17 protein-coding genes are annotated in these 24,187 nt (G+C 64.0%); 8 read left to right on the forward strand and 9 right to left on the reverse strand.

The genetic code is table 11. From position 1 onward, the window contains the following. Nucleotides 1-26: 26 nt before the first annotated feature. From CLU92_RS05575 to CLU92_RS05595, 5 genes are read right to left on the reverse strand one after another with little or no spacing between them, the layout of a single operon-like run. On the reverse strand, nucleotides 27-1,121 hold the full coding sequence (locus CLU92_RS05575) for an N-acetylglucosamine-6-phosphate deacetylase (protein WP_101481081.1): 1,095 nt from the start codon (nucleotides 1,119-1,121) through the stop codon (nucleotides 27-29). 3 nt (nucleotides 1,122-1,124) lie between these two features. Then, nucleotides 1,125-1,892, reverse strand: coding sequence for a DeoR family transcriptional regulator (locus CLU92_RS05580; protein ID WP_101481082.1), 768 nt, complete (start codon nucleotides 1,890-1,892; stop codon nucleotides 1,125-1,127). 35 nt (nucleotides 1,893-1,927) lie between these two features. Continuing rightward, complete coding sequence (locus CLU92_RS05585) at nucleotides 1,928-3,271, reverse strand: D-tagatose-bisphosphate aldolase, class II, non-catalytic subunit (RefSeq protein ID WP_101484511.1); 1,344 nt, start codon at nucleotides 3,269-3,271, stop codon at nucleotides 1,928-1,930. Continuing rightward, nucleotides 3,271-4,224: an ROK family protein gene (locus tag CLU92_RS05590; RefSeq protein ID WP_101484512.1), complete on the reverse strand. Its 954-nt coding sequence runs from the start codon at nucleotides 4,222-4,224 to the stop codon at nucleotides 3,271-3,273. Before CLU92_RS05590 ends, CLU92_RS05585 begins: the two co-directional genes overlap by 1 nt. Continuing rightward, nucleotides 4,211-5,359 carry an SIS domain-containing protein gene (locus tag CLU92_RS05595; protein WP_101481083.1) on the reverse strand — a complete coding sequence of 383 codons (1,149 nt, stop codon included), beginning with the start codon at nucleotides 5,357-5,359 and terminating at the stop codon, nucleotides 4,211-4,213. The genes CLU92_RS05590 and CLU92_RS05595 overlap by 14 nt, the downstream gene beginning before the upstream one ends. A gap of 347 nt (nucleotides 5,360-5,706) precedes the next feature. On the opposite strand from CLU92_RS05595, the gene CLU92_RS05600 reads away from it, so the two are divergent. Next, the gene (locus tag CLU92_RS05600) at nucleotides 5,707-9,057 is read left to right on the forward strand and encodes a TIM-barrel domain-containing protein (protein WP_101481084.1); all 3,351 of its coding nucleotides are present in this window, start codon (nucleotides 5,707-5,709) and stop codon (nucleotides 9,055-9,057) included. 100 nt (nucleotides 9,058-9,157) lie between these two features. After that, on the forward strand, nucleotides 9,158-12,103 hold the full coding sequence (locus CLU92_RS05605; protein ID WP_101481085.1) for a TonB-dependent siderophore receptor: 2,946 nt from the start codon (nucleotides 9,158-9,160) through the stop codon (nucleotides 12,101-12,103). Here the strand turns inward: CLU92_RS05605 and CLU92_RS05610 are convergent. Beyond that, nucleotides 12,100-12,387: a hypothetical protein gene (locus CLU92_RS05610; RefSeq protein WP_143452547.1), complete on the reverse strand. Its 288-nt coding sequence runs from the start codon at nucleotides 12,385-12,387 to the stop codon at nucleotides 12,100-12,102. The two genes, CLU92_RS05605 and CLU92_RS05610, sit on opposite strands and share 4 nt — an antisense overlap. A 224-nt stretch (nucleotides 12,388-12,611) precedes the next feature. Between CLU92_RS05610 and CLU92_RS05615 the strand changes: the two genes are divergently transcribed. From CLU92_RS05615 to CLU92_RS05625, 3 genes are all read left to right on the forward strand, one after another. Continuing rightward, on the forward strand, nucleotides 12,612-15,653 hold the full coding sequence (locus CLU92_RS05615; RefSeq protein WP_101481087.1) for a TonB-dependent receptor: 3,042 nt from the start codon (nucleotides 12,612-12,614) through the stop codon (nucleotides 15,651-15,653). A 66-nt stretch (nucleotides 15,654-15,719) separates the two neighbouring features. After that, the gene (locus tag CLU92_RS05620; RefSeq protein ID WP_101481088.1) at nucleotides 15,720-17,114 is read left to right on the forward strand and encodes a Gfo/Idh/MocA family protein; all 1,395 of its coding nucleotides are present in this window, start codon (nucleotides 15,720-15,722) and stop codon (nucleotides 17,112-17,114) included. A gap of 63 nt (nucleotides 17,115-17,177) precedes the next feature. Continuing rightward, a complete protein-coding gene (locus CLU92_RS05625) occupies nucleotides 17,178-18,485 on the forward strand; it encodes a DUF3472 domain-containing protein (RefSeq protein WP_257560988.1) in 1,308 nt (435 codons plus the stop codon). Between the two features lie 6 nt (nucleotides 18,486-18,491). Here the strand turns inward: CLU92_RS05625 and CLU92_RS05630 are convergent, their stop codons facing one another. Continuing rightward, nucleotides 18,492-19,004, reverse strand: coding sequence for a hypothetical protein (locus CLU92_RS05630; protein ID WP_101481089.1), 513 nt, complete (start codon nucleotides 19,002-19,004; stop codon nucleotides 18,492-18,494). Between the two features lie 192 nt (nucleotides 19,005-19,196). Here CLU92_RS05630 and CLU92_RS05635 point away from each other — a divergent pair, with 192 nt between their 5' ends. The 3 genes from CLU92_RS05635 (at nucleotide 19,197) to CLU92_RS05645 (ending at nucleotide 23,231) form a co-directional block, all read left to right on the forward strand. Continuing rightward, on the forward strand, nucleotides 19,197-19,709 hold the full coding sequence (locus CLU92_RS05635; RefSeq protein ID WP_101481090.1) for a sigma-70 family RNA polymerase sigma factor: 513 nt from the start codon (nucleotides 19,197-19,199) through the stop codon (nucleotides 19,707-19,709). Next, entirely contained in the window at nucleotides 19,682-20,683 is a 1,002-nt protein-coding gene (locus CLU92_RS05640) for a FecR domain-containing protein (RefSeq protein ID WP_257560989.1), read from the forward strand. Before CLU92_RS05635 ends, CLU92_RS05640 begins: the two co-directional genes overlap by 28 nt. 85 nt (nucleotides 20,684-20,768) lie before the next feature. Further along, nucleotides 20,769-23,231, forward strand: a complete 2,463-nt coding sequence (locus CLU92_RS05645; protein ID WP_101481092.1) for a TonB-dependent receptor — start codon at nucleotides 20,769-20,771, stop codon at nucleotides 23,229-23,231. A gap of 4 nt (nucleotides 23,232-23,235) precedes the next feature. Here the strand turns inward: CLU92_RS05645 and CLU92_RS05650 are convergent, their stop codons facing one another. After that, nucleotides 23,236-23,613 carry a SirB2 family protein gene (locus tag CLU92_RS05650; RefSeq protein ID WP_101481093.1) on the reverse strand — a complete coding sequence of 126 codons (378 nt, stop codon included), beginning with the start codon at nucleotides 23,611-23,613 and terminating at the stop codon, nucleotides 23,236-23,238. A gap of 87 nt (nucleotides 23,614-23,700) precedes the next feature. Next, nucleotides 23,701-24,147, reverse strand: a complete 447-nt coding sequence (locus CLU92_RS05655; RefSeq protein WP_101481094.1) for an N-acetyltransferase — start codon at nucleotides 24,145-24,147, stop codon at nucleotides 23,701-23,703. Nucleotides 24,148-24,187: the final 40 nt, after the last annotated feature.

The raw sequence follows: 24,187 nt of genomic DNA on the forward strand, positions 1-24,187 counted from the left end.
ACGGGGTTGAGGTAGGTTGAGGTGGTCTAGCGGGTGGAAAGATCGATGGCCGCGCCTTCGACGAAGACGGACACTGGCTGCAAGTTGGTATCGAGGACAACGATATCGGCCCAGGCGCCGGGCGCCAATCGGCCCCGTTCGGATTCGCCCAGGTAATCGGCGGGGTACAGCGACAGGCGGTTCGATGCGTCGGCCAGGTCGAGGCCCAGCTCGACGAAATTGCGCAGGGCCTGGTCCATGGTCAGCACGCTGCCTGCCAGCGACCCTGTGGCCAGGCGCACGCAGCCCAGGCATTTGTAGACGCGCTGCGTGCCCAGGCCATATTCGCCATCGGGCATGCCGGTGGCCGAGGTGGCGTCCGTCACGCCGTACAGGCGCGGAATGGCGCGCAGGGCCGCGCGCAGGGCGCCCTTGGCCACGTGCTGCAGGTCGGGGATGATTTCCGCGTACTCGGCATGCGCCAGCGCGGCGCCCACCATGCCCGGGTCGTAATGGGTCATGCCCGTCATGCCGTTGTACAGGTGGGTAAAGCCGGAGACGCCGGCTTTCAGGGCCGCCACGCCTTCGTCATACGTGCCGGCGCTATGGCCGATCTGCACGCGGATGCCCATCGCCGCCAGTTGCGGGATCAGTTCCATGTGGCCGGGGATTTCCGGGGCCATGGTGAGCACCTTGATGGGGGCGATGGCGTGAAAACGCTGCACCAGCGCCAGGCTGGCTTGCACTACGTCGGGCGGCTGCGCGCCCAGGCGGTGCAGGTTTAAAAAAGGTCCTTCCAGGTGCACGCCCAGCATGCGCGCGCCGTTGGCCGGGCGCTCGGAGATGACGCCGGCCAGACCTTGCAGGGCGCGCAGGATCGAGGGTTCCTTGGCCGTCAGGGTGGTGCCCAGCAGGGCGGTGGTGCCGTGGCGCGCATGCACTTGCGCCACGGTGGCGCCCGCGTCGCCCCCTTCCATGATGTCGACGCCGGCCGCGCCATGCACGTGCAGGTCGATAAAACCGGGCAAAATGGTCAGCGCGCTGTCGGCGGCAGGGTCTTCTTGTATCTGGACGATACGCTGGTCAAAAGTGATGGTGCCCGTGATCCAGCCAGATGGGGTAAGGATTCTGCCGCTCAGCATGTGTTATTCCGCTATAAAAAGTTCGATGCCCAGCTTTTGCAGCCCTTCGCGGTATTCCTGGCTGATGCTGGCATCGGTGATGACGGTATCGACGCGGTCCAGCTGCACGATGCGGTGCAGGCTGACGCGGCCGAACTTGGAGGCGTCCGTGAGGACGATGATTTTCTTGGCCCGTTCCACCATCTTGTGGTTCAGGCTCGCTTCCGCTTCGTGGTGGGTGGTGACGCCGAACTGCAGGTCGAAGCCGTCCACGCCCAAAAACAGCTTGTCGAAACTGTAGGCTTGCAAACAGGTTTCCGCCTGGCTGCCCTGGATCGACAGCGATTGCTTGCGCAGCAGGCCGCCCGTGAGGATCAGGTCCACGCCGGGCGCGTCGGCCAGTTCCCACGCGATGTTGAGGCCATTCGTGGCCACCGTCACGCCGGTTGCATCGCGCAAATGGCGCGCCAGCGAGATGGTGGTGGTGCCCGAGTCGATGATGATGTTGTCGCCCGGTTCCACCAGCCGCGCCGCATAGGCGCCGATGCGCTCCTTTTGCTCGTGGTTGATGGCGTCCTTCTGGCGTATCGTGTGCTCGGGCGGCGGCGTGCGCGTCAGGGTCGCGCCACCGTGGCTGCGTGTGGCCATGCCTTGCGCTTCCAGCGCATTCAAGTCGCTGCGGATGGTGACCGCGGACACGCCGAGTTTTTCCACCAGATCGGTGACTTGCACCGAGCCCTGCTGGGTAAGCATTTGGAGGATGGATTCACGGCGTTGGCTGGTATTTCGCATGGTGGCGGGCTCAGTAAAAAATGAAAATATCGAGCTTAACAGATTGCCGCTTCGGCAACGACGGGGACTGCCGTATTGCGGTTGCAGGCACGCGCGTATTGCGCCAGCAGGCTGCCGATCTTGTGTTCGATCAAGGCCGGCGCCTCCGCCCTCAAGCTGCCCTGCACCACAGCCAGGTACTGCTCCGGCAAATGCTGGCTCAGGAGCGGCAGTGGAATCGTCAAGGCGTCCAGGTTGGCCAGCAGCTTGTCGACGGTGGCTGCCACTTCCGGCTCGCCCCAGTAATAGCGGCAACGGTCGCTCAAGCCGTAGCGGCGCATCAGACGCTGTTCTTCCGGCGTGCCCAGGTAATGCTTGATCCAGTTCTTCGGCTTGGCCAGCATCACGTCGTCGAGTACCTGCATCAGCCGCGAGGTGGCGTGCGCCGGCAGCAGTTCCTCCTCGATCTGGCATAGTGCATACAGCGCCTCGCGCAGGGCGAAGGTGGCGGCCGGACCCACTTTCAGGATGGCGAAATGGTCGCGCACCATGGCGTGCAGGGCCGATTCGCGCTGGTAGTCGGTGGAATGGGCTTCGAACACGAGGCCAGGCTGCTCAGCCACGAAAGCCGACAGTTCGGCGGCGGCCGGCGCATCGTAATGCTGGATGCTGCTCTGGTCAAAATCAACGCCCGGCTGCACCACCATGGCGATGACGCGGCGCCAGGCGCCGTGCAAGTCATTTTCCAGGAAGGCGCTGCGGTGCACGTCCAGGGTACGGCGCGCGGCCTGCGGGCTGGTGACGGCGCCGGCCTGCGCCAGCGATGCTTCGCCGCCGGGTATCGGCACTTCCGTGCCGATCACGTAGACGGGCGGCGCGAAGCCGGCGGCGGCGGCGGCCGCTTCGGCGACGATGCACAGGCGCGCCGAACGGGCGGCCACGGTTTCATCGTCGAGCTGCAAAGGGTCATCGGCACAGCGCATGCTGCAATCGAGGTGTATTTTATGGAAACCGGCCGACGCATACGCGGCGATCAGGGTCTCGGCGTGGTCCATGGCGGTGGCCGCGTCGAGGTGCTGCCAGGCGTTCGGGCCAAGATGGTCGCCGCCCAGCACCAGGCGCTCGGTCGGGAAACCCTGTTCCCGCGCCAGTGCCAGCATGGTATCGCGGAAAACGGCCGGCGTCATGCCCGTGTAGCCGCCGAACTGGTCGACCTGGTTCGAGGTCGCTTCGACCAGCAGCACGGTGTCGTAGTCGCTGGCCACGCGCATGGCGGCGCGCAGCACGCTCGGGTGGCTGCAGCAGACGGCGTACAGTCCCACGCGTTCGCCGCGGCGGTGCGCCTTGATCACTTGCTGGATGGGGGAGAGTGTAAAGGTCGGGTTTTCCACTTGCTTCATCATGTTGACGCCTTTGTATGTTGTCGTATCAAAAGGGCCGCGCCGCGCGCGCCGCCGGCGTCGCCAAAGCGGGGCGGCAAAATGGGCGGCACGTGCACGCCGGGGAACAGATGGCGCTTGACGGCGGCCGGCAGCCTGTCGTACAGGTGGGGCAGCTTGGACAGGCCGCCACCGAGCACGATGACGTGCGGGTCGTATGCCAGCACCAGGCCGGCCAGGGCGTGGCCCAGCACATCGAGGTGCACGGCCACCGTGCGTTCGGCCACGGCATCGCCCATGTTGGCCCGGGCCACGATGGCCAGCGGCTCGGCGCCGTCGCCGCCGAAATGCGCGTGGATTTTGCTCATGGCTGGGCCGGAGACGTAGCGTTCCAGGCAACCCGTCTTGCCGCACGGGCAGGGGTATTCTGCCAGGCCGTGCTGTGCCAGCAGGGTGGCGGGCAGGCTCCAGTGGCCCCATTCGCCGGCCACGCCGTTAAAGCCGCGCAGCAGCTGGCCGCCCACGCAATAGCCGCCGCCGGCGCCCGTGCCGAGGATGGCGCCGAACATGCTGGCGGCATTCTCGGCCGCGCCGCCTTGCGCTTCGGACAGGGCGAAACACTGGCAATCGTTGCCGATGGCAACCGGGCGCTGCAAGGCCTGTTGCAGGGTTTGCGCCACCAGCCGGCCGTTCAGGGCGGGCACGTTGGAACTCAGTTGCCGGCCGCTGGCGCTGTCGATCACACCGGGCAAGCCGATGCCGACAGGCGCCGCCGTGCCCAGGGCGGCGTCGCCGCGCGCTACCAGGTCGACGATGGCTTGCACGAAGGCGGCAAAATCGTCACCGGGCGTGGCCACGCGTTCGCGGAACATTTCCGTCAGCGTGCCGTCGCGGTCGGCAAAGGCCACCAGCTCCATCTTGCTGCCGCCGATGTCGATGCCGTGGTAGCCCGCGGTAGGGTTAGAATTGGTCATGGCCATAGATGGTGACGCCCTGCACGACACGGTTGACGATGCCGCCGGCAAATGGATTGTCGGGGCGCAGTTGCAGCAGCGCGGACTGGTGCAGCGCATATTGCTGCGCCATCAGCAGCCACAGCGGGGCCAGCCACGCATCGGGCCAGGCCGGTGCATCGGCCGCTAAGGTGGCAGATAAGTCGCCGCCGATGCCCACCGTCAGGCAGCGCTGTGCCACGCTGTCGCGCTGCAGCTCTTTAAGTAAGTCATCTTCATACTGGCGCGCCAGCGGCTTGCTGCTGCGCAGCAGTATCACCAGCGACTCCGTGGTGACGGCCGATTTCGGGCCGTGGCGGAAACCCAAAGGGGTATTCGCCATCGCCATCACGCGGCCACCCGTCAGTTCCAGGATCTTCAGGGCCGCTTCCTTGGCCAGCGCTTCCAGCGGACCGCTGCCCAGGTAGACGACGCGCTGCACCGGGGTTGATCCCAGGTCCGCTACAGGCGCCGACCAGTCGCACAAGGCTTGTTCGCCCAGTTGCGCCAGCGTCTCCAGGCGGGTCAGGTCCGTGTCCTTGCCCAGCACCGACAGGGCCGCCAGCAGCATGCTGCTAAAGCTGCTGGTCATGGCGAAGCCGCGATCACAGCTGCCTTCCGGCATCAGCAGGTTATAGGTATTGCTGTCATTGGCGCCCTGGCGCGCCAGCTTGCCGTCCGCGTTGCAGGTGATGTTGAGGAAGCGCGCGCCGGGCACGACCTGGCGCAGCAATTCCACGGCGGCCAGGCTTTCCGGGCTGTCGCCGCTGCGGGCAAACGAAACGAGCAGGGTGGGCGCGTCCGCTTCCAGGTACAGCTCGTGGTGCGTCAGCAGGGTGGTGGTGGCGATGGCGCGGATCTGCGCGGGCCAAGCGGCATTCAAGGTGTCGACGACGATTTCGCCCACGTAGGCCGAGCTGCCGGCGCCCGTCAGGATGACGCGCTGCACGGGATTGGACAGCGCGTCGCCCAGGAAGGCGGCCAGGCTGGCCTGCTCGCTGCGCAAAATGCCGGCCAGCGCACGCCAGATGGCCGGCTGGTGGGCGATTTCCTCGGCCGTGTGCAGGCCGCCGATGTCGCGCCAGGTTTGAATGTCACGCTGAAGTAGGGTAGTCATGGAGTGTCAGTAAAGTGTTTGTTGGAGAAAGCATAAATACTAAATTTCGAAAAGTCAAATACGAAAGCAAAACGAAAGTAAATTGTTTTTCGACTTGCGAAATAATGTCGTTTTATCGGGTCTGTATCGTGTTGCGGTGCCGCATGAAACCCAGTTGTGCTGCTGCTTGTCGCTGAAATGCGACGATAACGAAAGTATGTTTTGTGACATTTTGGTGAAACGTAAGAAAAATGCGCCAATTTTGGGCATTTTATTAATAAATTGCTTGCAAAACTTTGTTTTGATTGACGATATTTATTTTTCTTCTTAAAGTATTTCCATCACTTCGATTTTCTGAAAGCCGCCTGATGAAACCACTCCCGCTTCCCCGCCGCGTCCTTGCCGCCTGTGTCCTCGCCGCCCTTGCCACCCTGGCTGCCCCTGGCCTGCATGCCGCGCCGCTCGGCAATTTGCAGTCGCTCTCCGCCGTGCACCTGGCCGACGTGGCCAAGGGCGAGGCGCTGGGCTGGGATGTGCGCAGCGATACGGGCATGCAGTTGCGTATCAGCCTGCCACAGGTGGACGTGCTGCGCATCCAGGCGGGCGGCAAGGCCGGTTTGACGGGGCCGGGCGACAAGGCCGCGCCCATCGTTGTCGGTCAGCCTGCGGCGCAGGTGGCGTATCAGCTCAGCGAGCAGCCCGACCATGTCCTGATCAGCACCGAGGCCCTGAGCTTGCGCATCGACCGCAAACCCTTGCGCTTTACCTTGTTCCGCAAGGGCGACGCGGTACCGCTGTGGCGCGAGGTGCAGCCTTTGTCGCTGGACGACAAGCAGGGCGTGCAGGTGCTTTCCAGCCTGCCGGGAGAACGCTATTTCGGTGGCGGCCAGCAAAATGGCCGCTTCGAATTCAAGGGCAAGCAGGTGCCCGTATCGTATTCGGGCGGCTGGGAAGAGGGCGACCGCCCGAATCCCGCGCCATTTTTGATGAGTTCACGGGGCTGGGGCATGCTGCGTAATACCTGGTCCGACGGTAATTACGACTTGCGCGACAAGGAGCAGATCTCGCTGCAGCACGCGGAAGGCCGCTTCGATGCGTATTTCTTTGTTGGCAAGGACCTGCGCGACGTCGTCGCCCGCTACACGGACTTGACGGGCCGCGCGCGCATGTTGCCCCGCTGGGCACTGGAATACGGCGACGCCGATTGCTACAACGACGGCGACAATGTGAAAAAGCCCGGCTCCGTGCCGAAGGGCTGGACCGATGGCCCCACGGGCAAGACGCCGGACGTGGTGGAAACGGTGGCGCGCCAGTACCGCGAACACGACATGCCGGGCGGCTGGATCTTGCCCAACGATGGCTATGGCTGCGGCTATACGAACTTGCCGGAAACGGTGAAGGGACTGGCTGGCTATGGCTTCCGCACGGGCCTGTGGACGGAAAATGGTGTCGACAAGATCGCCTGGGAAGTGGGCCAGGCGGGCAGCCGCGTGCAAAAGCTGGACGTGGCGTGGACGGGCAAGGGCTACCAGTTCGCCATGGATGCGAACAAATCAGCCTACGACGGCATCCTGAACAATTCCGACAGCCGCCCCTTCCTGTGGACGGTGATGGGTTGGGCCGGTATCCAGCGCTACGCCGTGGCGTGGACGGGTGACCAGAGCGCCAGCTGGGACTACATCCGCTGGCACATTCCGACCCTGATCGGTTCGGGCCTGTCGGGCCAGGCGTATGCGTCCGGCGACGTCGATGCCATCTTCGGCGGCAGCCCGGAAACCTATCTGCGCGACCTGCAGTGGAAAAGCTTTACGCCCGTCCTGATGGGCATGTCCGGCTGGGCCGCGGCCGAGCGCAAGCATCCGTGGTGGTTCGATGAGCCGTACCGCGACATCAATCGCCGCTATTTGAAACTCAAGATGCGTTTGACACCGTATATGTATACGCTCGTGCGCGAAGCGGAGCAATCGGGCGCGCCGCTGGTACGCGGCCTGATGTGGGATTACCCGCAAGACCCGGCCGCCTACACGGAAGCGTACAAATACCAATTCCTGCTGGGGCGCGACGTGCTGGTGGCGCCCGTTTATCGCAGCCAGGCCGTCAGCGGCGGCTGGCGCAAGGGCATCCACCTGCCGCAAGGTACATGGTACGACTACTGGGATGGCCGCCAGGCCACGGCGGACGCGAAAGGGCGCGACCTGGATATGCAGGTGACGCTGGACAAGCTGCCCGTGTTTGTGCGCGCTGGCGCCATCCTGCCCATGTATCCGGAAATGCTGTACGACGGCCAGAAGCCCAAGGATCAGCTGACCCTCGATATCTACCCGCATGGCGATTCCGCGTATACGCTGTATGAAGACGACGGCAACACGCGCCAGTACCAGGGCGGCGCCTTCAGCCAGCAAGTCATCCGCATGCGCCAGACGGGCGGCGATGTGCAGGTCGACATCGGCGCCGTCGATGGCAAGTACCAGGGCCAGGAGGCGCGCCGCGTTTACGCGCTGCGCATGCTGGCGGGCAAGGCACCGGCCGCCGTGCGCGCAGGTGAGCGCCTGATCGCGGCATCCGGTGACCGTGCCGCCTATGACAAGGCGATCGAAGGCTGGTATTTCGACGCGGCAGAGCGGCAAGGCACCCTGCACGTGAAAGTGGCGTCGCAGGACATCCGCCAGCCTTTGATGCTGCAGGTCGCTGGTGCGCTGGCCGTGGCGAGAATCGATGCAGATTTCCCGGCCGCCCCCGTGCCGGGCCGCGCCTTGCCGGCCGACGCCATGCAGGTGGTGGCGCGTCCGTTTGAAGAAAGCGGCTATCCGCTGGAAAACGCCTTCGATGGCAAGCCGGAGACATGGTTCCGCACCGTGCGTAGCCCGTCCGTGAAAAGCGGTCCGCACGAATGGGTGATCGGCTTTACGGAACGGCGTTTGGTGGACGGCATCGAACTGGCGCCGCGCAACGACCAGCACTGGAAGCATGGCCAGGTGCGCGACTATGAAATCTACATCGGCGACAACAACGGCGAGTGGGGGGCGCCGCTGGTGCGCGGCACCCTCAAGCTGCAGGAAGGCACACAGACGATCAATTTCCCCGCCACGGCCGGGCGCTTGCTGCGCTTCCGCGTCATGAGCACGCAAAATCCGGAAGGCGACGGCGCAGCGTCCACCGATCCGATGGTCACTGCGGCGCAAGCGGGGCCGGTGGCGCGCGCGTTTGATGCGGCGCTGGCGACCGATGTGGCGCCAGTGACCTTGTCCGAATTCCGCGTGCTCGAACACCGCATGGCCGAAGGCGAGGAGGTGCAGCGCTACCTGTCGGACCTGGCGCTGCCGAAGAGTATCGCGAAAGACCGGCCGGCCGGCAAGGCGGCCGAGATGCGCATGAACGGGCTGTGGTTCCGCAAGGGCCTTGGCGTGGGACCTGCCAGCCGCATCGACTTGCAGCTGGCTGGCAACTGGAATCTGCTGCGCGCCGACCTGGGCGTGGACGATAGCTGCCGCAGCGCGGGCGGCTTGCAATTCCAGGTATGGAGCGGTGAGCGGCTGCTGTACGACAGCGGCCTGGTCACGGCTCCCGGGGTGGTCAAACCCGAAATCGACGTGCGCGGCCTGAGCCAGCTCAGTTTGCGCACTCTGGGCGCGCGCGGCGTCCGGCCGGCCCAGGTTTGCGGCAACTGGGCCAATGCCGTACTCACCGGCACGGAAGGCGCGACAGTCAAGCCGCGCTAACCAGCCTTCAATCATTTCACTAAAAACGAGCCCCTCTTCGGACCGGGGAGGGGCTCTTGCAGCCTGACGAAAACAAATCACTTATAAGAGGGAGATGGGAATGCACTTGAAAAAACTGATGGCCGCCATGGTGGCGGTAGGGTTGGCGTCGACAGCGCTGGCGGCGGAGGAGGAGAAACTGGCGCGCGTCGAAGTGACGGGCTCGAGCCTGAAGCGCATCAACGCGGAAACGGCGTCGCCGGTACAGGTGATCAATGCCAAGCAGATCGAAAACATGGGCGCGCTCACCTTGCTGCAGGTGCTCGACAACCTGCCCGCCGCCCGCCCGGCGCAGCAGGACTTCCGCTCGATGTTCACGGGCTCGGACGGCGGTTCGCAAGCGAACTTGCGCGGCCTGGGGGCGCAGGGCACCTTGGTGCTGCTGAATGGCCGCCGCCTGTCGTTCTATGGCGCGCCAGCCGGCTTCCAGACCATGTTCGTCAATATCGACGCCATTCCTGCCGCCGCCATCGAGCGCATGGAAATTTTGACGGACGGCGCGTCGGCCGTGTATGGCTCCGACGCCGTGGCCGGCGTGATCAACGTGATCACCAAAAAGAGCTACCAGGGCCTGGAAGCGCGCGCCAATGGCGAGTTTTCTCCCCGCGTGAAAGCCTATGGCGAGCGCCAGGCCAGCGTGCTGTACGGCCTGGGCGACCTGGCCAGCGACGGCTACAACGTCTACGGTTCCGTGAACGTCTACCAGCGCGACCGCATCGCGCTGGCCGATACCTACCAGAAGCGTCCCTCGTATTTTTATGTAAACAATCCCAATTTCATTCCGAACATGCGCGTGGGCGTCGGCAGCGAACCGGGTGTGATGAATCCCGGGACCTTCTTTGTCTTCGACAAGGCCAACAACAATGCCCGCACCCAGCGCGCCGCGCCAGGCTGCAACAACAGCATCACCGAGGCGTCGGGTAGTCGCTGCGTGTGGAATGCGCTGCCCAACCAGCTCGACACGGGCCCGACCTCGGAGCGTGCAACGGCTTACCTGAGCGGCCGGCTGAAACTGGGTGGCGACATGGAAGCGTTCGCGGAAGGCGCCTTCACTCACATCAAGATGCGCGGCGAGAATGGTCCGTCCAGCTTCAACAGTGGCAGCACGAATAACTGGTTCGCGCGTAACACAGGCAATACCCTCAACACCTTCGCCACGCCTTTCCTGAGCCCGAACAACGTCTACCTGAAAGGCAAGCTCGATGCCGACATGGTGGCCAAAATGGGCGGCGCGGCCGGCTTGAATTACCTGTTGCAGGATGCGACGAGCCACTTCGGCCAGAAGAATGTCGATGAAAACTACCGCGCGCTCGTCGGCTTGCGCGGCAGCATCGGCGGCGGCTGGGATTTTGAAACGGCGCTGAGCGTGGCGGGCAGCCACTCCACGCTGTTCCAGACGGCGAATATCAACATCAAGGGTTTTGAACAGGCGTTTGGCCCGTTCACGAAAGACCCTGTCAGCGGCCGCACGTATATCTCGGACAATCCCGCCTACAAGTTCGGCGAAATCAGCGACGCCAACGCGGCGCTCCTGCGTGCCGCCTACCCGACCTTCGCCATCGAATCCTGGACCAAGCTGATGACCTGGGATGCGAAGCTGGAAGGCACCTTGTTCAAGCTCGGTGAGCGCGAAGTGCGCGCCGCCGTGGGTACCAACATCATGCGTGAGAGCTTCCTCACGCCCGGCAACGCGGACGCGGCCAATGGCCTGATCACGCAGCAGGGCGGTTCCTGGTTTGATGGCCGGCGCACCATCGCCGCCGTGTTTGGCGAAGTGGTGGTGCCGCTCAGCGACACGCTGGAAGTCAATGCGGCCGCGCGCCTGGACAAATATCCGCATTTCGCCGCCAACCTGGCGCCCAAGCTGGGCGTGATCTGGCGCGCGCGGCCTGACCTGATGCTGCGCGGGACATATTCCGAGGGCTTCCGCGCGCCCAATCTGGCTGAAGCGGGTTCGGGCGGCGTCTTTGCGCAGGTGGGCGGCATCCGCGACACTGTGCGCTGCGATGAAACGAACGCCATGGCGCGCGCCCTGATGAAGTCCCGGGTGGCGACGGATGCGGACCTGGGCAAGAGCTTGCTCAATTCGAATTGCTCGACGACCGTGGGCGGCCTGACCCCGCCGAACCAGAACCTGCGTCCGGAGAAGGCCAAGATTTCGACCGTGGGCCTGGTCCTGCAGCCGGCCAAGGACGTGAGCATTTCGCTCGATTACTGGTTCATCAACCGCCGCGACGAAATCGTGCGCCAGGACTTCAACGAGCTGTTTACGGAGTTGGTGGACAAGTATGGCCCCACCCTGGCCGGTACGTCGAGCGCCATCCGCAATGGCTTGACCGACGCGGACCGGGGCAACATGGCGGCGGTGGCGGCCATGTGCGCCAATCCCGCCAACGCGGGCGTGTGCGCGGCTGGCGTGCCGGGCTACTCGGTGGGCAACCTGGGCGGCTTGATCAACTCGTATTCGAATCGTGGCCGTACCCTGATGGACGGCGTGGACATCGATGCGCGCACGCGCTTTGCGCTGGGCGACTGGGGCAAGCTGAGCACCGGCATCGCGGCCACCATCCGCAAGCGCGACACCCATGACAGCGAAGACGGCAGCGACATCAAGGGCAATACCGTCGGTTACTACGATTCGCCGCGCTACCGCGCTACCGTCAACGCCGACTGGAGCTACCGCAACTTCGTCAGCAGCGTGTTCGTCAATTACTCGGGCAAGACGCGCTGGGCGTATGGTCCTTGGGACAAGGACAACACACCGGAAAACTGCACTGCGGCCTCCGTGGCCCTGCCTGCAGGACAGTGCAAGGGAGCGCCGTCGTACACCACGGTCAACCTGGCCTTCAGCTGGAAGCCGATCAAGCACCTGGACGTGGGCCTGAACGTGAAAAACGCGTTCAACAAGCAGCCGTACTACGACCCGAACGGATGGGAAGGCTACAACCATAGCCAGGACCTGTTCGGCCGCCAGTTTGCCCTCTCGGCCAGCTACAAGTTCTTTTAAGACGTGATGATGCCCCGGCCCGTCAGCGCGACCTGCGTTATGGCGAGCTGGGCTACTGTCATGAAAAGAAAAAGACAGCATTCCGAAATGCGCAATACGAAAGATAAGCGTAAGCGAAAGTGGATAGCCATGTCCACTTTCGCGTTTTTCTCCCCCGGTTCCTGTGCGAAATATGCGCTGCCGACCTTCTCCTTGCGTTCAGGTGTATCTGCCACACCACGGTAACGAAAGTTACCTGCCCCGACACTCATGAAATCGAAAGATAAATCGCCTTTTCGTGCCACGTTTAACGATAATTTTGCCTTATAACTTTCTTTTCATTGACGATACTTATTTTTCTTTTTAAAGTAATCCCAAGAAAACGAAAATCGGCCGATACGGACCGATTTCCCGAAAGGTGCGGTTGCCTGGCTGCACCGGCCGACGACCACCATAAAAATTGCGCCCCCGACTCCGCCCTGGAGCTGGGAGGGCGCGTAAAACCCTCGATATAGACGGAGAGACAATCATGCATACCACCCGACTCAAATTGCGCGACATCAGCCGCGCCGCCGCGATCGTGATCGCACTGGCGGCCGGCGTGCCAGGCCAGGCCTGGGCACAGTCGAACGCCACCAGTACCATTTTCGGCGAAGTGAGCGCACCTGCCGGCGCCACCGTGGTGCTGGAAAACCTGGCGACGGGCGTGCAGCGTACCCTGACGCCGGATACGTCGGGCCGCTATGTGGCCAACTCCATGCCGCCAGGCCGCTATGCGGTGCGCGTGCTGCGTGCCGGTTCCGTCGAGGCATCTCAGGAAGTCGAAGCGCTGATCGGCGCGGGCGCCGAAGCCAACTTCGGCCCTGCCAGCGCGGCTGGTACCGTGGGGCAGGAGCAGACCGTCGTGGTGAAAGCGTCGCGCAATCCGATCGACGTGTCGAATACGAACAATGGCGTGATCTTCACCGCCAAGGAATTGAAAGCGCTGCCAGTCGGTAACGACGTGGCTTCCATCGTGCAGCTGACGCCGGGCGTGGCGCGCGGCACCAACAGCGTGTACGGCAATGCGCCATCGATCGGCGGCTCGGGCCAGTCGGAAAACGCCTTCTACGTCAACGGCTTCCCCATCACCAACATCCTGACCCAGGTGGGCGCGTCGGAGCTGCCGTTTGGCGCGATCTCGAACCTGCAGGTGCTGTCGGGCGGCTATGGTTCGGAGTTTGGCCGCTCCACGGGCGGCGTGATCAACATCACCACCAAGAGCGGCGGCAACAAGGTCGAATTCGGCGGCAAGGTGTCCATCATCCCCCGCTCGCTGAAGGGCGAGCCGGAAAACACCTATTACCCGAATACGGGCGCCAATCCCAAGACGGACGGCAATCTGCTGTACTGGAACCGCGACAATGGCAGCACCAGCAAGGTGGTGGGCTTGTACGGCAGTGGCCCCCTGATCAAGAACAAGCTGTTCGCCTTCGTGGCGCTGGAACAGACGCGGACCGACAGCCAGGCCGTTGCCGCCACGGCCGACTCGGGCACGGCCCTGGCGCGCGGCTGGAGCACCAGCCAGAGCAAGGTGGACCGCATGATGGCCAAGCTGGACTACAACCTGACGGACGACCATCACTTCGAATACACCAAGCTGTACGACCGCACGAAGACGGACAGCCAGGCGTATGGCTACAGCTACGCCACGCATGCGAGCAACGGCGTACAGGCAGGCAAGGGCGAGACGACGGTCAACTGCTGCGGCTCATCGGCCGCGCCGGGCGCCAATATCGACATCTTCAAATACACGGGCTACCTGACGGACAATCTGACGGTGACGGCCATGATGGGCGAATCGCGCACTTCGCACACCCGTACGCCCAATGGCTACAATCCGCTGCTGGCGCAAACGTCGTCGAATGCATCGACACAGGTGCCTGGCCTGGCGTACGCCAATCCGCAAACGGTGACAGGCACCCTGGTCGACCCGTCGTCGGAAGACCGCCAGAAAGCCAAGCGCCTGGATCTCGAATACAAACTGGGCCAGCACTCCCTGCGCGGTGGCATCGATCGCATCGACGTGGAATCGAAGGTGGGCCTGAGTCTGGCCGGCGGCTACCGCTGGAGCTACCAGCGGGCGACCGATCCGAACCGGGCTATCAACGGCGCTTTTGAGACGCCGGCCCAGGGGGGCGGCTATGGCGCGCAAGGCTATTACGTCAGCAAGGACCTGAACGCCAACCTGGCGCGTCCGACCAGCGTGCAATCGGCGCAATACATTCAGGATCACTACCAGGTCACCGAACGGGTGCTGCTGGATCTGGGCTTGCGCCGCGAACAGTTCACCAACTACAGCACCGATGGCGTGGCTTTCATTTCGCAGCGCAACATGATTGCCCCGCGCTTGGGCGCCACCTGGGATTACCTGGGCGACGGCACCCTGAAATTCTTTGCCAACGGCGGCCGCTACCACTTGCCGGTGCCATCGAATTTGTCGAGCAACATGGCCAGCCCCTTCCTGGCCACCAGCGAGATGTACACTTACACGGGCGTCGATCCCGTCACTGGCGCGCCGACGGGCCTGCATGCGATCAGCAAGCCATATTCGGCCAACAACGCTTATGGCCAGAGCCGCGATGCGCGCGAAGTGACCGCCATCGGCCTGAAACCGCTGTCGCAGGATGAATTCTCGCTGGGCTTCGAACGTGCCCTGAGCAAGAAACTGGTGGTGGGCGCCAGCGTCCTGTACCGCAAGCTGAACGACACCAACGACGACGTCTGCGACGCGCGTCCGCTGCAAGCCTGGGCCACGCGCAACAGCGTCGACACGAGCAACTGGGGCGGCTTCCAGTGCGCCATCATCAACCCGGGCCGCGACAACAGCCTGATGGTGGACTTCGATGACGGCAAGGGCTTGCGCCGCGTGGATATCTCGGCGGCAGAGTGGGGCAATCCGCTGCCATCGCGCACCTATCGCGCCTTGAACATGTTCGTCGAACATCCTTACACGAACGGCTGGTACGGCAAACTGACCTACACCCTGTCCGCGCTGAAGGGCAATATGGAAGGCCAGACGGACAGCATCGGCGGCGGCGACGTGGGCCTGACAGTCAGCGACGACCACAAGGAACTGATGTACAACGCCTATGGCTACTTGCCGGGCGACCACCGCCACGCCTTCAAGGCCTACGGCTTCATGCAGGTCATCCCGGACGTGACGGTGGGCGCCAACCTGTCGCTGACCTCGGGCGCGCCGCGCAACTGCATCGGCGCGCTGCCCGATAACCTGAAGTTCGAGAACGATTACGGCGATTCCTACTTCTATTGCAATGGCAAGCCGGCGCCACGCGGCAGCCAGGGCCGCCTGCCATGGCAAGCCCAGCTGGACATGAATGTGGCCTATACTCCCAGCGCCGTCAAGGGCCTGAGCCTGAAAGTGGACGTCTTCAATGTGTTCAACAGCCAGACCGTGACCCGCTATAACGAGACGCGCGAAGACCATGGCGCCATCGCCCGCAGCTATTTGCAGGTGGCCGGCCGCACGGCGCCGCGGTCCGTGCGCTTCACTGCTGAATACACCTATTAAACTGCAGCCGGTCTGCCAAGCGGCGGGCCGGCGACGATCATTACCAATGGAAGCGAGAAGAGACCAATGACGACAACACAATTCAATCGACGCAATTTCCTGTCCGCCAGCGCCGCGCTGGCCGGTGGCGCCATGGCCGGCAGCGCATTGCTGCCTGGCGACGCCAACGCCGCCCCTGCCGCCGGCCGCGACAAGGTGCGCCTGGGCCTGATCGGCACGGGCATGCGTGGCCAGGTGCTGCTGGCGGAACTGGTGCGCCGCGATGATGTGGAAGTGGTTGCCCTGTGCGATATCGAACCGATCATGCTGAAACACGCGCTGGGCCAGGTGGAAAAAGCCGGCAAGCCGCGGCCGCGCACGTATGGCGAAGACCGCGACCAGAAAGCCTACAAGCGCATGCTGGACGCGGGCGGACTCGATGGCGTGATCATCGCCACGCCGTGGGAATTCCATGCGCCCATGGCGATCGCCGCCATGCAGGCCAAGATACCCGTCGGTTGCGAAGTGGTGGCCGGCATCACCCTGCAAGACCACTGGGATGTGCTCAACACCCAGCTGAAAACGGGCACGCCCTACATGTTGCTGGAAAACGTATGCTACCGCCGCGATGTGATGGCCGCGCTGCAGATGGTGCGCGCGGGGCTGTTCGGCGAACTGCTGCACCTGCAGGGCGGCTACCAGCACGATCTGCGCGCCGTCAAATTCAACAGCGGCAATCCGGCCAAGCCATATGGCGGTGGCGTGGAATTCGGCGAAAAGGGCTGGTCGGAAGCCCATTGGCGCACGCAGCACTCGGTCGAGCGCAATGGCGAACTGTATCCTAGCCACGGCATCGGCCCGTGCGCCATGTACACGAACATCAACCGCGGCAACCGTTTTACGCGCATCAACGCCTTCGCCACCAAGGCGCGCGGCCTGCACGACTACATCGTCAAGCAGCCGGGCGGCGCGCAGCATGCGAATGCCAAGGTGAAATTCAAGCTGGGCGATATCGTCACCACCACGCTGGCGTGCGAAAACGGCGAAACCATCATCCTGCAGCACGACACGAGCCTGCCGCGTCCGTATTCGCTGGGTTTCCGGGTGCAAGGCACGGACGGCCTGTGGATGGACTTGAACAACTCGATTCACATCGAAGGCGTCAGCAAGCCGCACCAGTGGGACGACTTCAAGGCCTACCAGGACAAGTATGACCACCCGGTCTGGCGCAAGTACGCGGCGCAGGCGGAAGGCGCGGGCCACGGCGGCATGGACTTCTTCGTCATCCACGCCTTTGTCGAAGCCCTCAAGGCCAACGCGCCGATGCCGATCGATATCTACGATGCCGTGACGTGGAGCGCCATCACGCCGCTGTCCGAACAGTCTATTGCCGCCAACTTCCAGACCCTGGACTTCCCGGACTTCACGGGCGGGCAGTGGAAATCGCGCAAGCCGATCTTTGCCCTCGACGGCAAGTACTAAGCCTTCACAACCCGCTACCGCGCCTGCCGCCGTAGCGGGTTTTTTCTATTCCAGGAGACGTTGATGAAACACCGAGGTTCATTGCTGTACGCAGTCCTTCCCGCCATGCCCTTGCTGCTGGCAGCCTGCGGCGGCGCCACCGCCACCAGCACGGGCGGAACCGCGTTGCTGGCCGCCAGCGTGGCTGCGCCGGCCACGTCCGCCAGCGTGGAACTGGCCGGCAATGCTTTCATCACCAGCGGGCAGGAGGGCGCCGTCATCGGCGAACATGGCCTGGCCGGCTGGAGCAATCCGGCTGCAATAGCCAGTACGTATTTCCGTGTGGACGGGGCGGGCCCCGTCCAGGTGGCGCTCGATGCCAGCCTGGCCGATGGCGGCAACAGCACCATTCGCGTGAAGATCAATGGCACGCCGTTCGACGTCAAGCTGGCCGGCAAGGCCAGCAAGACCTACGCCGTCGGCACGGTCAATGTGCCGGCGGCCGGCTATGTGAAGGTGGACTTGCAGGGATTGACGCGCGCCAAGGCCACGTTCGGCGACGTCACCGCGCTGAAAGTGACGGCGAATGCCGCGCTCAATTATGCCAACGATCCGGCTAATTATTACTGGTCGCGGCGCGGACCTTCCGTGCACATGGGCTACACGGTGCCGGCCAATACCGAGTATTTTTATAACGAGATGACGATACCCAAGGGGCAGGATGCCATCGGCTCCTATTTCATGGCCAACGGCTTCGGCCAGGGCTATATGGGCATCCAGGTGAAGTCACCGAGCGAGCGCTGGATATTGTTCTCGGTGTGGGATGCCGACAATGGCGCGAAGACCACCCTGGTCAGCAAGGGCGCCGGCGTGGTCGATAATGCTTTCGGTGGCGAAGGCACGGGTGGACAGACTTATCTGTCGTATGACTGGGCGGCAGGCACCACCTACCGTTTCATCACGCGCGCGCGGCCAGATGGCAAAGGCGGCAGCGATTACTCGGCCTGGTTCTTCGCGCCCGAAACGGGCAAGTGGCGCTACATCGCCACCTGGAAGCGACCGGCGATTTCCACGTATTTGACGGGCGTGCATTCCTTCCTCGAGAACTTCATCGATACCCTGGGGTACACGGAGCGCCGCGTCCAGTTCGGCAACCAGTGGGCGAGGAACGTTGCCGGCACCTGGTCGGAAGTGACGGCAGGGCGCTACACGGGCGACGCCACGGCCACCAACGCGCAGCGCATGGATTACGCAGGCGGCCTGGAAAACGGCAAGTTTTACCTGCATAACGGCGGCTTCTTTGCCGATGTCGTGAAAACCGGCCAGAACTTCACACGCCCGGCCACGGGCCAGGCGCCGGCCGTCGATGTGGCAGCCTTGCCGATGCAATAGGCGCCCTTAGCCCAGCCGCTTGCCCACCATCGCGTCGATGCCGCGATAGTAGGTGAGTGGCCGGCCTATCGTCACTCCCATCAACGCTGCCGCCTGAATGATGTCGTTTGTATCGCGCCTGTACACCAGCAGCGCATCCATTTCGTCGGAACCGTTGCCGTCGATCTGGATCAGGTCATAGCCGCCTTCTTCCACGGCGCGCTGCGCCAGTTCCGTGTCCAGCCACTCGAAATAGGGCAGCGCGCTGCCGCCACTTTCCTTGAGCAGTTCGTACGGGAAGTCGGGGAATTCGTCGAACATGTCTTGTATCTGTTCGTGCAGTTCATCGAGCTTGTCGCTCGACGCGATATAGTCGGCCAGGTGCGAGAGGATCGCGACCGCGTAGGCTTGCGCATCGCTGTCGATCCACTCGTCGCGTGGAGCGGAGGGCGCATCGGTGATGGCGGTGACAGCCTCGTCGAGCTCCTTTCCTTCCAGGTCACCGCAGGTCAGCTTGGTCAGCAGTTCAGATAGCAGCATGTTTGCCTTTCGATGGGGGCGGCATGGCCGGGATGGCCAGCTTGTGCAAGATGTCATAAATACTATCATTGCCGTGCAAGCTGGCGCGTTCTGCAGAACCGATCACGCGCCCTCCGCCGACCGCTTGCGCCGCAGCACCGCCTAGATATAGAATGCGAATCATTATTATTTGCGAACCAGGGAGTATGCGACGTGTCGGCTGCCCAATCCGGCGTCCACCAGGAGGTGGGCAGCCTGTATCACGAACACCACAGGTGGCTGCAAGGCTGGCTCAGGCACAAGTTGGGCAATGCGTTTGACGCGGCCGACGTGGCGCACGACACCTTCATGCGCCTGCTGAGCCGCGACGAGGCCATCGCCGCGCGCGAGCCGCGTGCCTTTCTGACGACGGTGGCCAAAGGCGTGCTGGGCAATCTGTACCGCCGCCGCGACCTGGAGGCGGCCTACCTGGAAACCCTGGCCAGCCTGCCGTCGCAAAGTGCGCCCGATCCCGAGGCGCAGGCGATTTTGCTCGAAGCCCTGTTCGACATCGACCGCCGCCTCGATGGCCTGGCGCCTGCCGTGCGCCGCGCCTTTCTGCTGTCGCAGCTCGATGGCATGCCGCAGGCGGCCATCGCGCTGGAACTGAATATCTCACTGGCCACCGTACAGCGCCACCTGGTTAAAGCCATGCACCAGTGTTTCTTTTCCCAGCCGGCGCCGTGATGGGCGCCTTGACGCCGGAAGCGGCCAGCTTGCAGGCGGTCGAATGGCTGGTGCGCCTGCAGGACGGTGACGCCACGCCGGAAGTGGAGCAGGCGTGGTGCGCCTGGCGCGGCAGCGACCCGAAAAACGAGCAAGCCTGGCAGCATGTGGAAGGCTGCATGGCGCGCATGCGTGCCTTGCCCGCGCCGCTGGCGCACGGCATCCTGGCGCGCAAGCCCGCGCATGCGCAGGCCAATGCGGCGCGCCGGCAGTCGCTCAAGTTGCTGGCGCTGCTGGCCGTGGGTGGCGGCGGCTGGCTGGCGGGCGGCGATGAGCAGGCGCGATACTGGCTGGCCGATTACCGCACCGGCACTGGCGAATTGCGCCACGTCGTGCTGGCGGACGGCACGCGCATCACCCTCAATACGGCCACCTCCATCGACGTGCGCTACGACGCGGACCAGCGCCTGGTGACCCTGTTAAAAGGCGAGATCATGGTCGCTACGGCGCGCGATGTGGCGGGCCCGCCTTTTTTCGTGCGCACGGCCCACGGCCGCTTGCAACCCGTGGGCACGCGCTTTGCCGTGCGAGCTGGCAGCGAAGTCACGCGCCTGGGCGTGTTTGCGGGCGCCGTCGACATGGTGCCGGAACAAGCGCCCGATGCGGCGCGCAGGCTGCAGGCCGGCCAGCAAACCAGCTTTACGGCGGCGCAGATCGGTGCAGTGCAAGCCCTGCCTGCCGGCGCGGATGCGTGGACGGCAGGCATGCTGGTGGCGCACGACATGCCGCTGGCCGATTTTGTCGGTGAGCTGGCCCGCTACCGCCATGGCCGCCTGGCCTGCGATCCCGCCATCGCCCACCTGCGCGTTTCGGGCATCTATCCGCTGGCCGATACGGGGCAAGTACTCGACATGCTGACGCGCACCTTGCCCGTCGACGTGCGCGAGAGCACGCGCTTCTGGGGGACCGTGGTGCCGCATCGGAAGAATTCATGATTATTTTCTGAAAAACTGAGGGGTTTTCGATTTTCGCGTGACATAGCAAGTGAACCCTTCATTCACTTTCAGGAAAACAGTCCGCATGCCCAGCACAACACCTATTTACGCCTCTTCCGCTTCCAGCACATGCCGCCGCAGCGTGGTGGCGCTGGCCGTCAGCCACGCCCTGTGGCTGCTCGCCGCCAGCGGCGCCTCGGCTGCCGCACCTATTGCCCAGGCAGCCAATGCGGCGCGCATCGAACTGGCGATACCCGCCGGCACCCTGGAACAGGTGCTGGTGCGCTTCGGCCAGGAGACGGGCACCATGATCTCTTACCAGGCCGCCACCGTGGCGGGCAAGCGCAGTGCCGGACTGACGGGCAGCTACAGCGTGCCCGAGGCGCTGGGCGCCATCGTCGCCGGTTCCGGCTTGCGCGCCGTGCCGCAGGCAAATGGCGGTTATGTGCTCGACGTGGCTGCGGCCGATGGCGGCCAGACCATGCCCGAGATGAAGGTCAGCGCCAGCGCCGAGGCGAATGGCGCGACGGAAGGCAGCGGCTCGTATACGACGCAGACCATGCGCTCGGCCATGCGCCTGGGCCTGTCCGTGCGCGAGACGCCGCAAGCCGTCAGCGTTGTGACGCGCCAGCAGATGGACGACCAGAATTTACAGACGGTGGAGGAGGTGCTGCAAAACGCGGCCGGCGTGGCCATCAACCGCTACGACAGCGACCGTACTTCATTCTTTGCGCGCGGCTTTTCCATCGCCAGCTACCAGTACGACGGCATTCCCACCACGGTCGACAATGCCTACAACGTGGGTGACAGCACTCTGGACATGACGGCCTACGACAGGGTCGAGATCGTGCGCGGCGCCACGGGCCTGCTCACTGGCGCTGGCGAGCCGTCGGCCACCATCAACCTGGTGCGCAAGCGCGCGTCTTCGAGGCAGCTGGCCGGGAATGCCGCCCTGAGCCTGGGTTCCTGGAACAATGCGCGCGCCAGCGCCGACCTGTCCACGCCCTTGAGCAGCGATGGCAAGGTGCGTGGGCGCGTCGTGGCCAGCTACCAGGACAGCGAATCGTATGTGAACCTGTATCACGGCAAGAAAGCCATGGCCTACGCCACCGTGGAAGCGGACCTGGCGCCCGGCAGCGTGCTGATCGCCGGCTATGAATACCAGGATAACCGCCCGCGCGGCGGCATGTATGGCGGCTTGCCGCTGTGGTATGCGGATGGCGAGCACGCCACGTTTTCCCGCTCCACCACGACGGCAGCCACCTGGAGCCGCTGGTTCAGCACCAGCCAGACGGCTTTCCTGCGCCTGCAGCAGGACCTGGGCAAGGGCTGGAACCTGACGGCCATGCTGAATCGCGGCTGGGGCAATTATTCGGCCGCCGAGACCTTCGCCTATACCTGGCCAGACAAGGCCACGGGGCAGGGCGTGACGGGCAGCCCCGGGTTTTACTCGGGCACGCGGCGCCAGGATAGCGTCGACGCCTATGTGCAAGGGCCGCTGCAGCTGCTGGGCCGCACGCACGACCTGGCGTTCGGCGTCTCGGGCAGCAACCAGTTCGCCAGCAATCCTGGCATTTCGGGCGGCAGCGTCGATTACGCCAATTTCCATCAGTGGCAGGGCGTGGCGCCGGAGCCGGACTGGAATGACCCGAATTTTTACCGCTGGAAGCTGCTCGATACGGTGCAGCAGCGTGGCATCTATGGCACGGCGCGCTTGTCGCTGGCCGACCCATTGAAATTGATCGTCGGCGCGCGCTACAGCCGCTACAAGGCTGACCACGTCGATGACTGGGGCGGCAACTACTCCTATGCCAAGCACGCCGTCACGCCCTACGCGGGCCTCGTGTGGGATATTGATGCACAGCATGCGCTGTACACCAGCTACAGCAAGATCTTCAAGCCGCAGGGCTACCAGGACCGCTTCGGGCGCTACCTTGATCCCGTACAATGCAAGAATCTGGAAGCGGGCGTGAAGGGCGAGTATTTCGGCGGCAAACTCAATGCGGCGCTGGCCGTGTTCCGCATCGCGCAAGATGGCCTGGCGCAGGAAGACACGGGCCATTTTGTCGGCAATTCGCTGACGCAGGCGTATTACGCGGCATCGGGCACCACCAGCAAGGGCGTGGAACTGGACGTCTCGGGCGAGCTGGCACAGGGTTGGAACGTATCGGCCAGCCTGTCGCACGCGGCGGCCGAGGACAACAAGGGAGCGCGCCTGAACAGCTATGTGCCGCAAACCCTGGCGCGCGTGTTTTCCACATACCAGCTGCCTGGCGGCTGGCGCGCATTGTCCGTGGGCGGCGGCGTGAACTGGCAAAGCGGCGCCTACCGCGACGCCACCGGACCGAAGGGCACGCAGCGCGTGGAGCAGGGCGGTTATGCCGTGGCCAGCCTGATGGCGAAATACGCGCTGTCGCGCCAGTTGTCCCTGCAGGCGAACATCAACAACCTGTTCGACAAGCATTACTACAGCCAGCTTGGCATGTACAACCAGGGTTACTGGGGCGCCCCGCGCAACGCCAGCGTCACCCTGCGCTATATCTTCTGATGTATCAGAGTGGCCATGCCTGTTTGGTGACGGCCACGGCGACGATGTAGGCAAATACCAGCACGGCGAGTGCGAAGGCGGCGCCGCGCACGGCTGGCGTCTTGCCACGTTTCAGGGCGATGGTGCCCAGCACGATGTAGGCCACCAGCGCGCACAGCTTGGCGGCCAGCCAGGGCTGGCTGCCCGGCGACTGGCCGCTCCACACGGCCAGGGCGATGGCGCTGGCCAGCAAGGCCGTGTCGACCAGGTGCGGCAGGATTTTTACCCAGCGCTGCTGCAAGGCGGGCGAGGCGCGCAACATCCAGGCGCCACGCAAGAGGAAAAGAAAGCCGCTGGCAGCGGCGCAACCCATGTGGAAATGCTTGAGGCTCAGATAATCCATGCGTGATGTGATGGGCGTTGATTGACGATGGCGCCAGCATAGCCGCCTTTGACGTGCCGCGCCATACGCCGTCGGGAGGACGCGCAGTCAGCGGCACCATTTCACGTACACCAACTCCGGATCACCCTCATCGAGATGGTCGATCTGGCCGCTGCGCACGAAGCCCGCGCGGGCGAACAGCTGTTGCGCTGCCAGGTTGGACGCGTTGGTCGAGGTGAACAGTTTGGGCGTCGTGCAGGCGTCTTCGGCGGCCGCCAGCAGGCGCAAGCCCACGCCTCGCCGCTGCTGCCCGGGAGCAACCACCACCAGCGACACAAAACCGTAGCCGAAGAAGTCGTCGTGCGTGAGGACATAGCCGGCCACCTGGCCGGCGCAAATGGCCACCTGGCAGTGGCCCTTGCCTACGGCGGCGCCCACGGCATCGCCCCGGCTGGCGTGCGCCTGCGCGTACGCATCGCAGGCCAGCATGGCTTCCACATCGCCAGCCTGGGCGGCGCGCGTGCGGACGGTGTCTGTTTCGTTCCTGTTCTCCATGCCGCTCCTTTTCTCCAGGCGCCGAGTGTGCCAAAAATAC

This window comes from Janthinobacterium sp. 61 (genome assembly GCF_002846335.1).
Classification (GTDB): domain Bacteria; phylum Pseudomonadota; class Gammaproteobacteria; order Burkholderiales; family Burkholderiaceae_D; genus Janthinobacterium.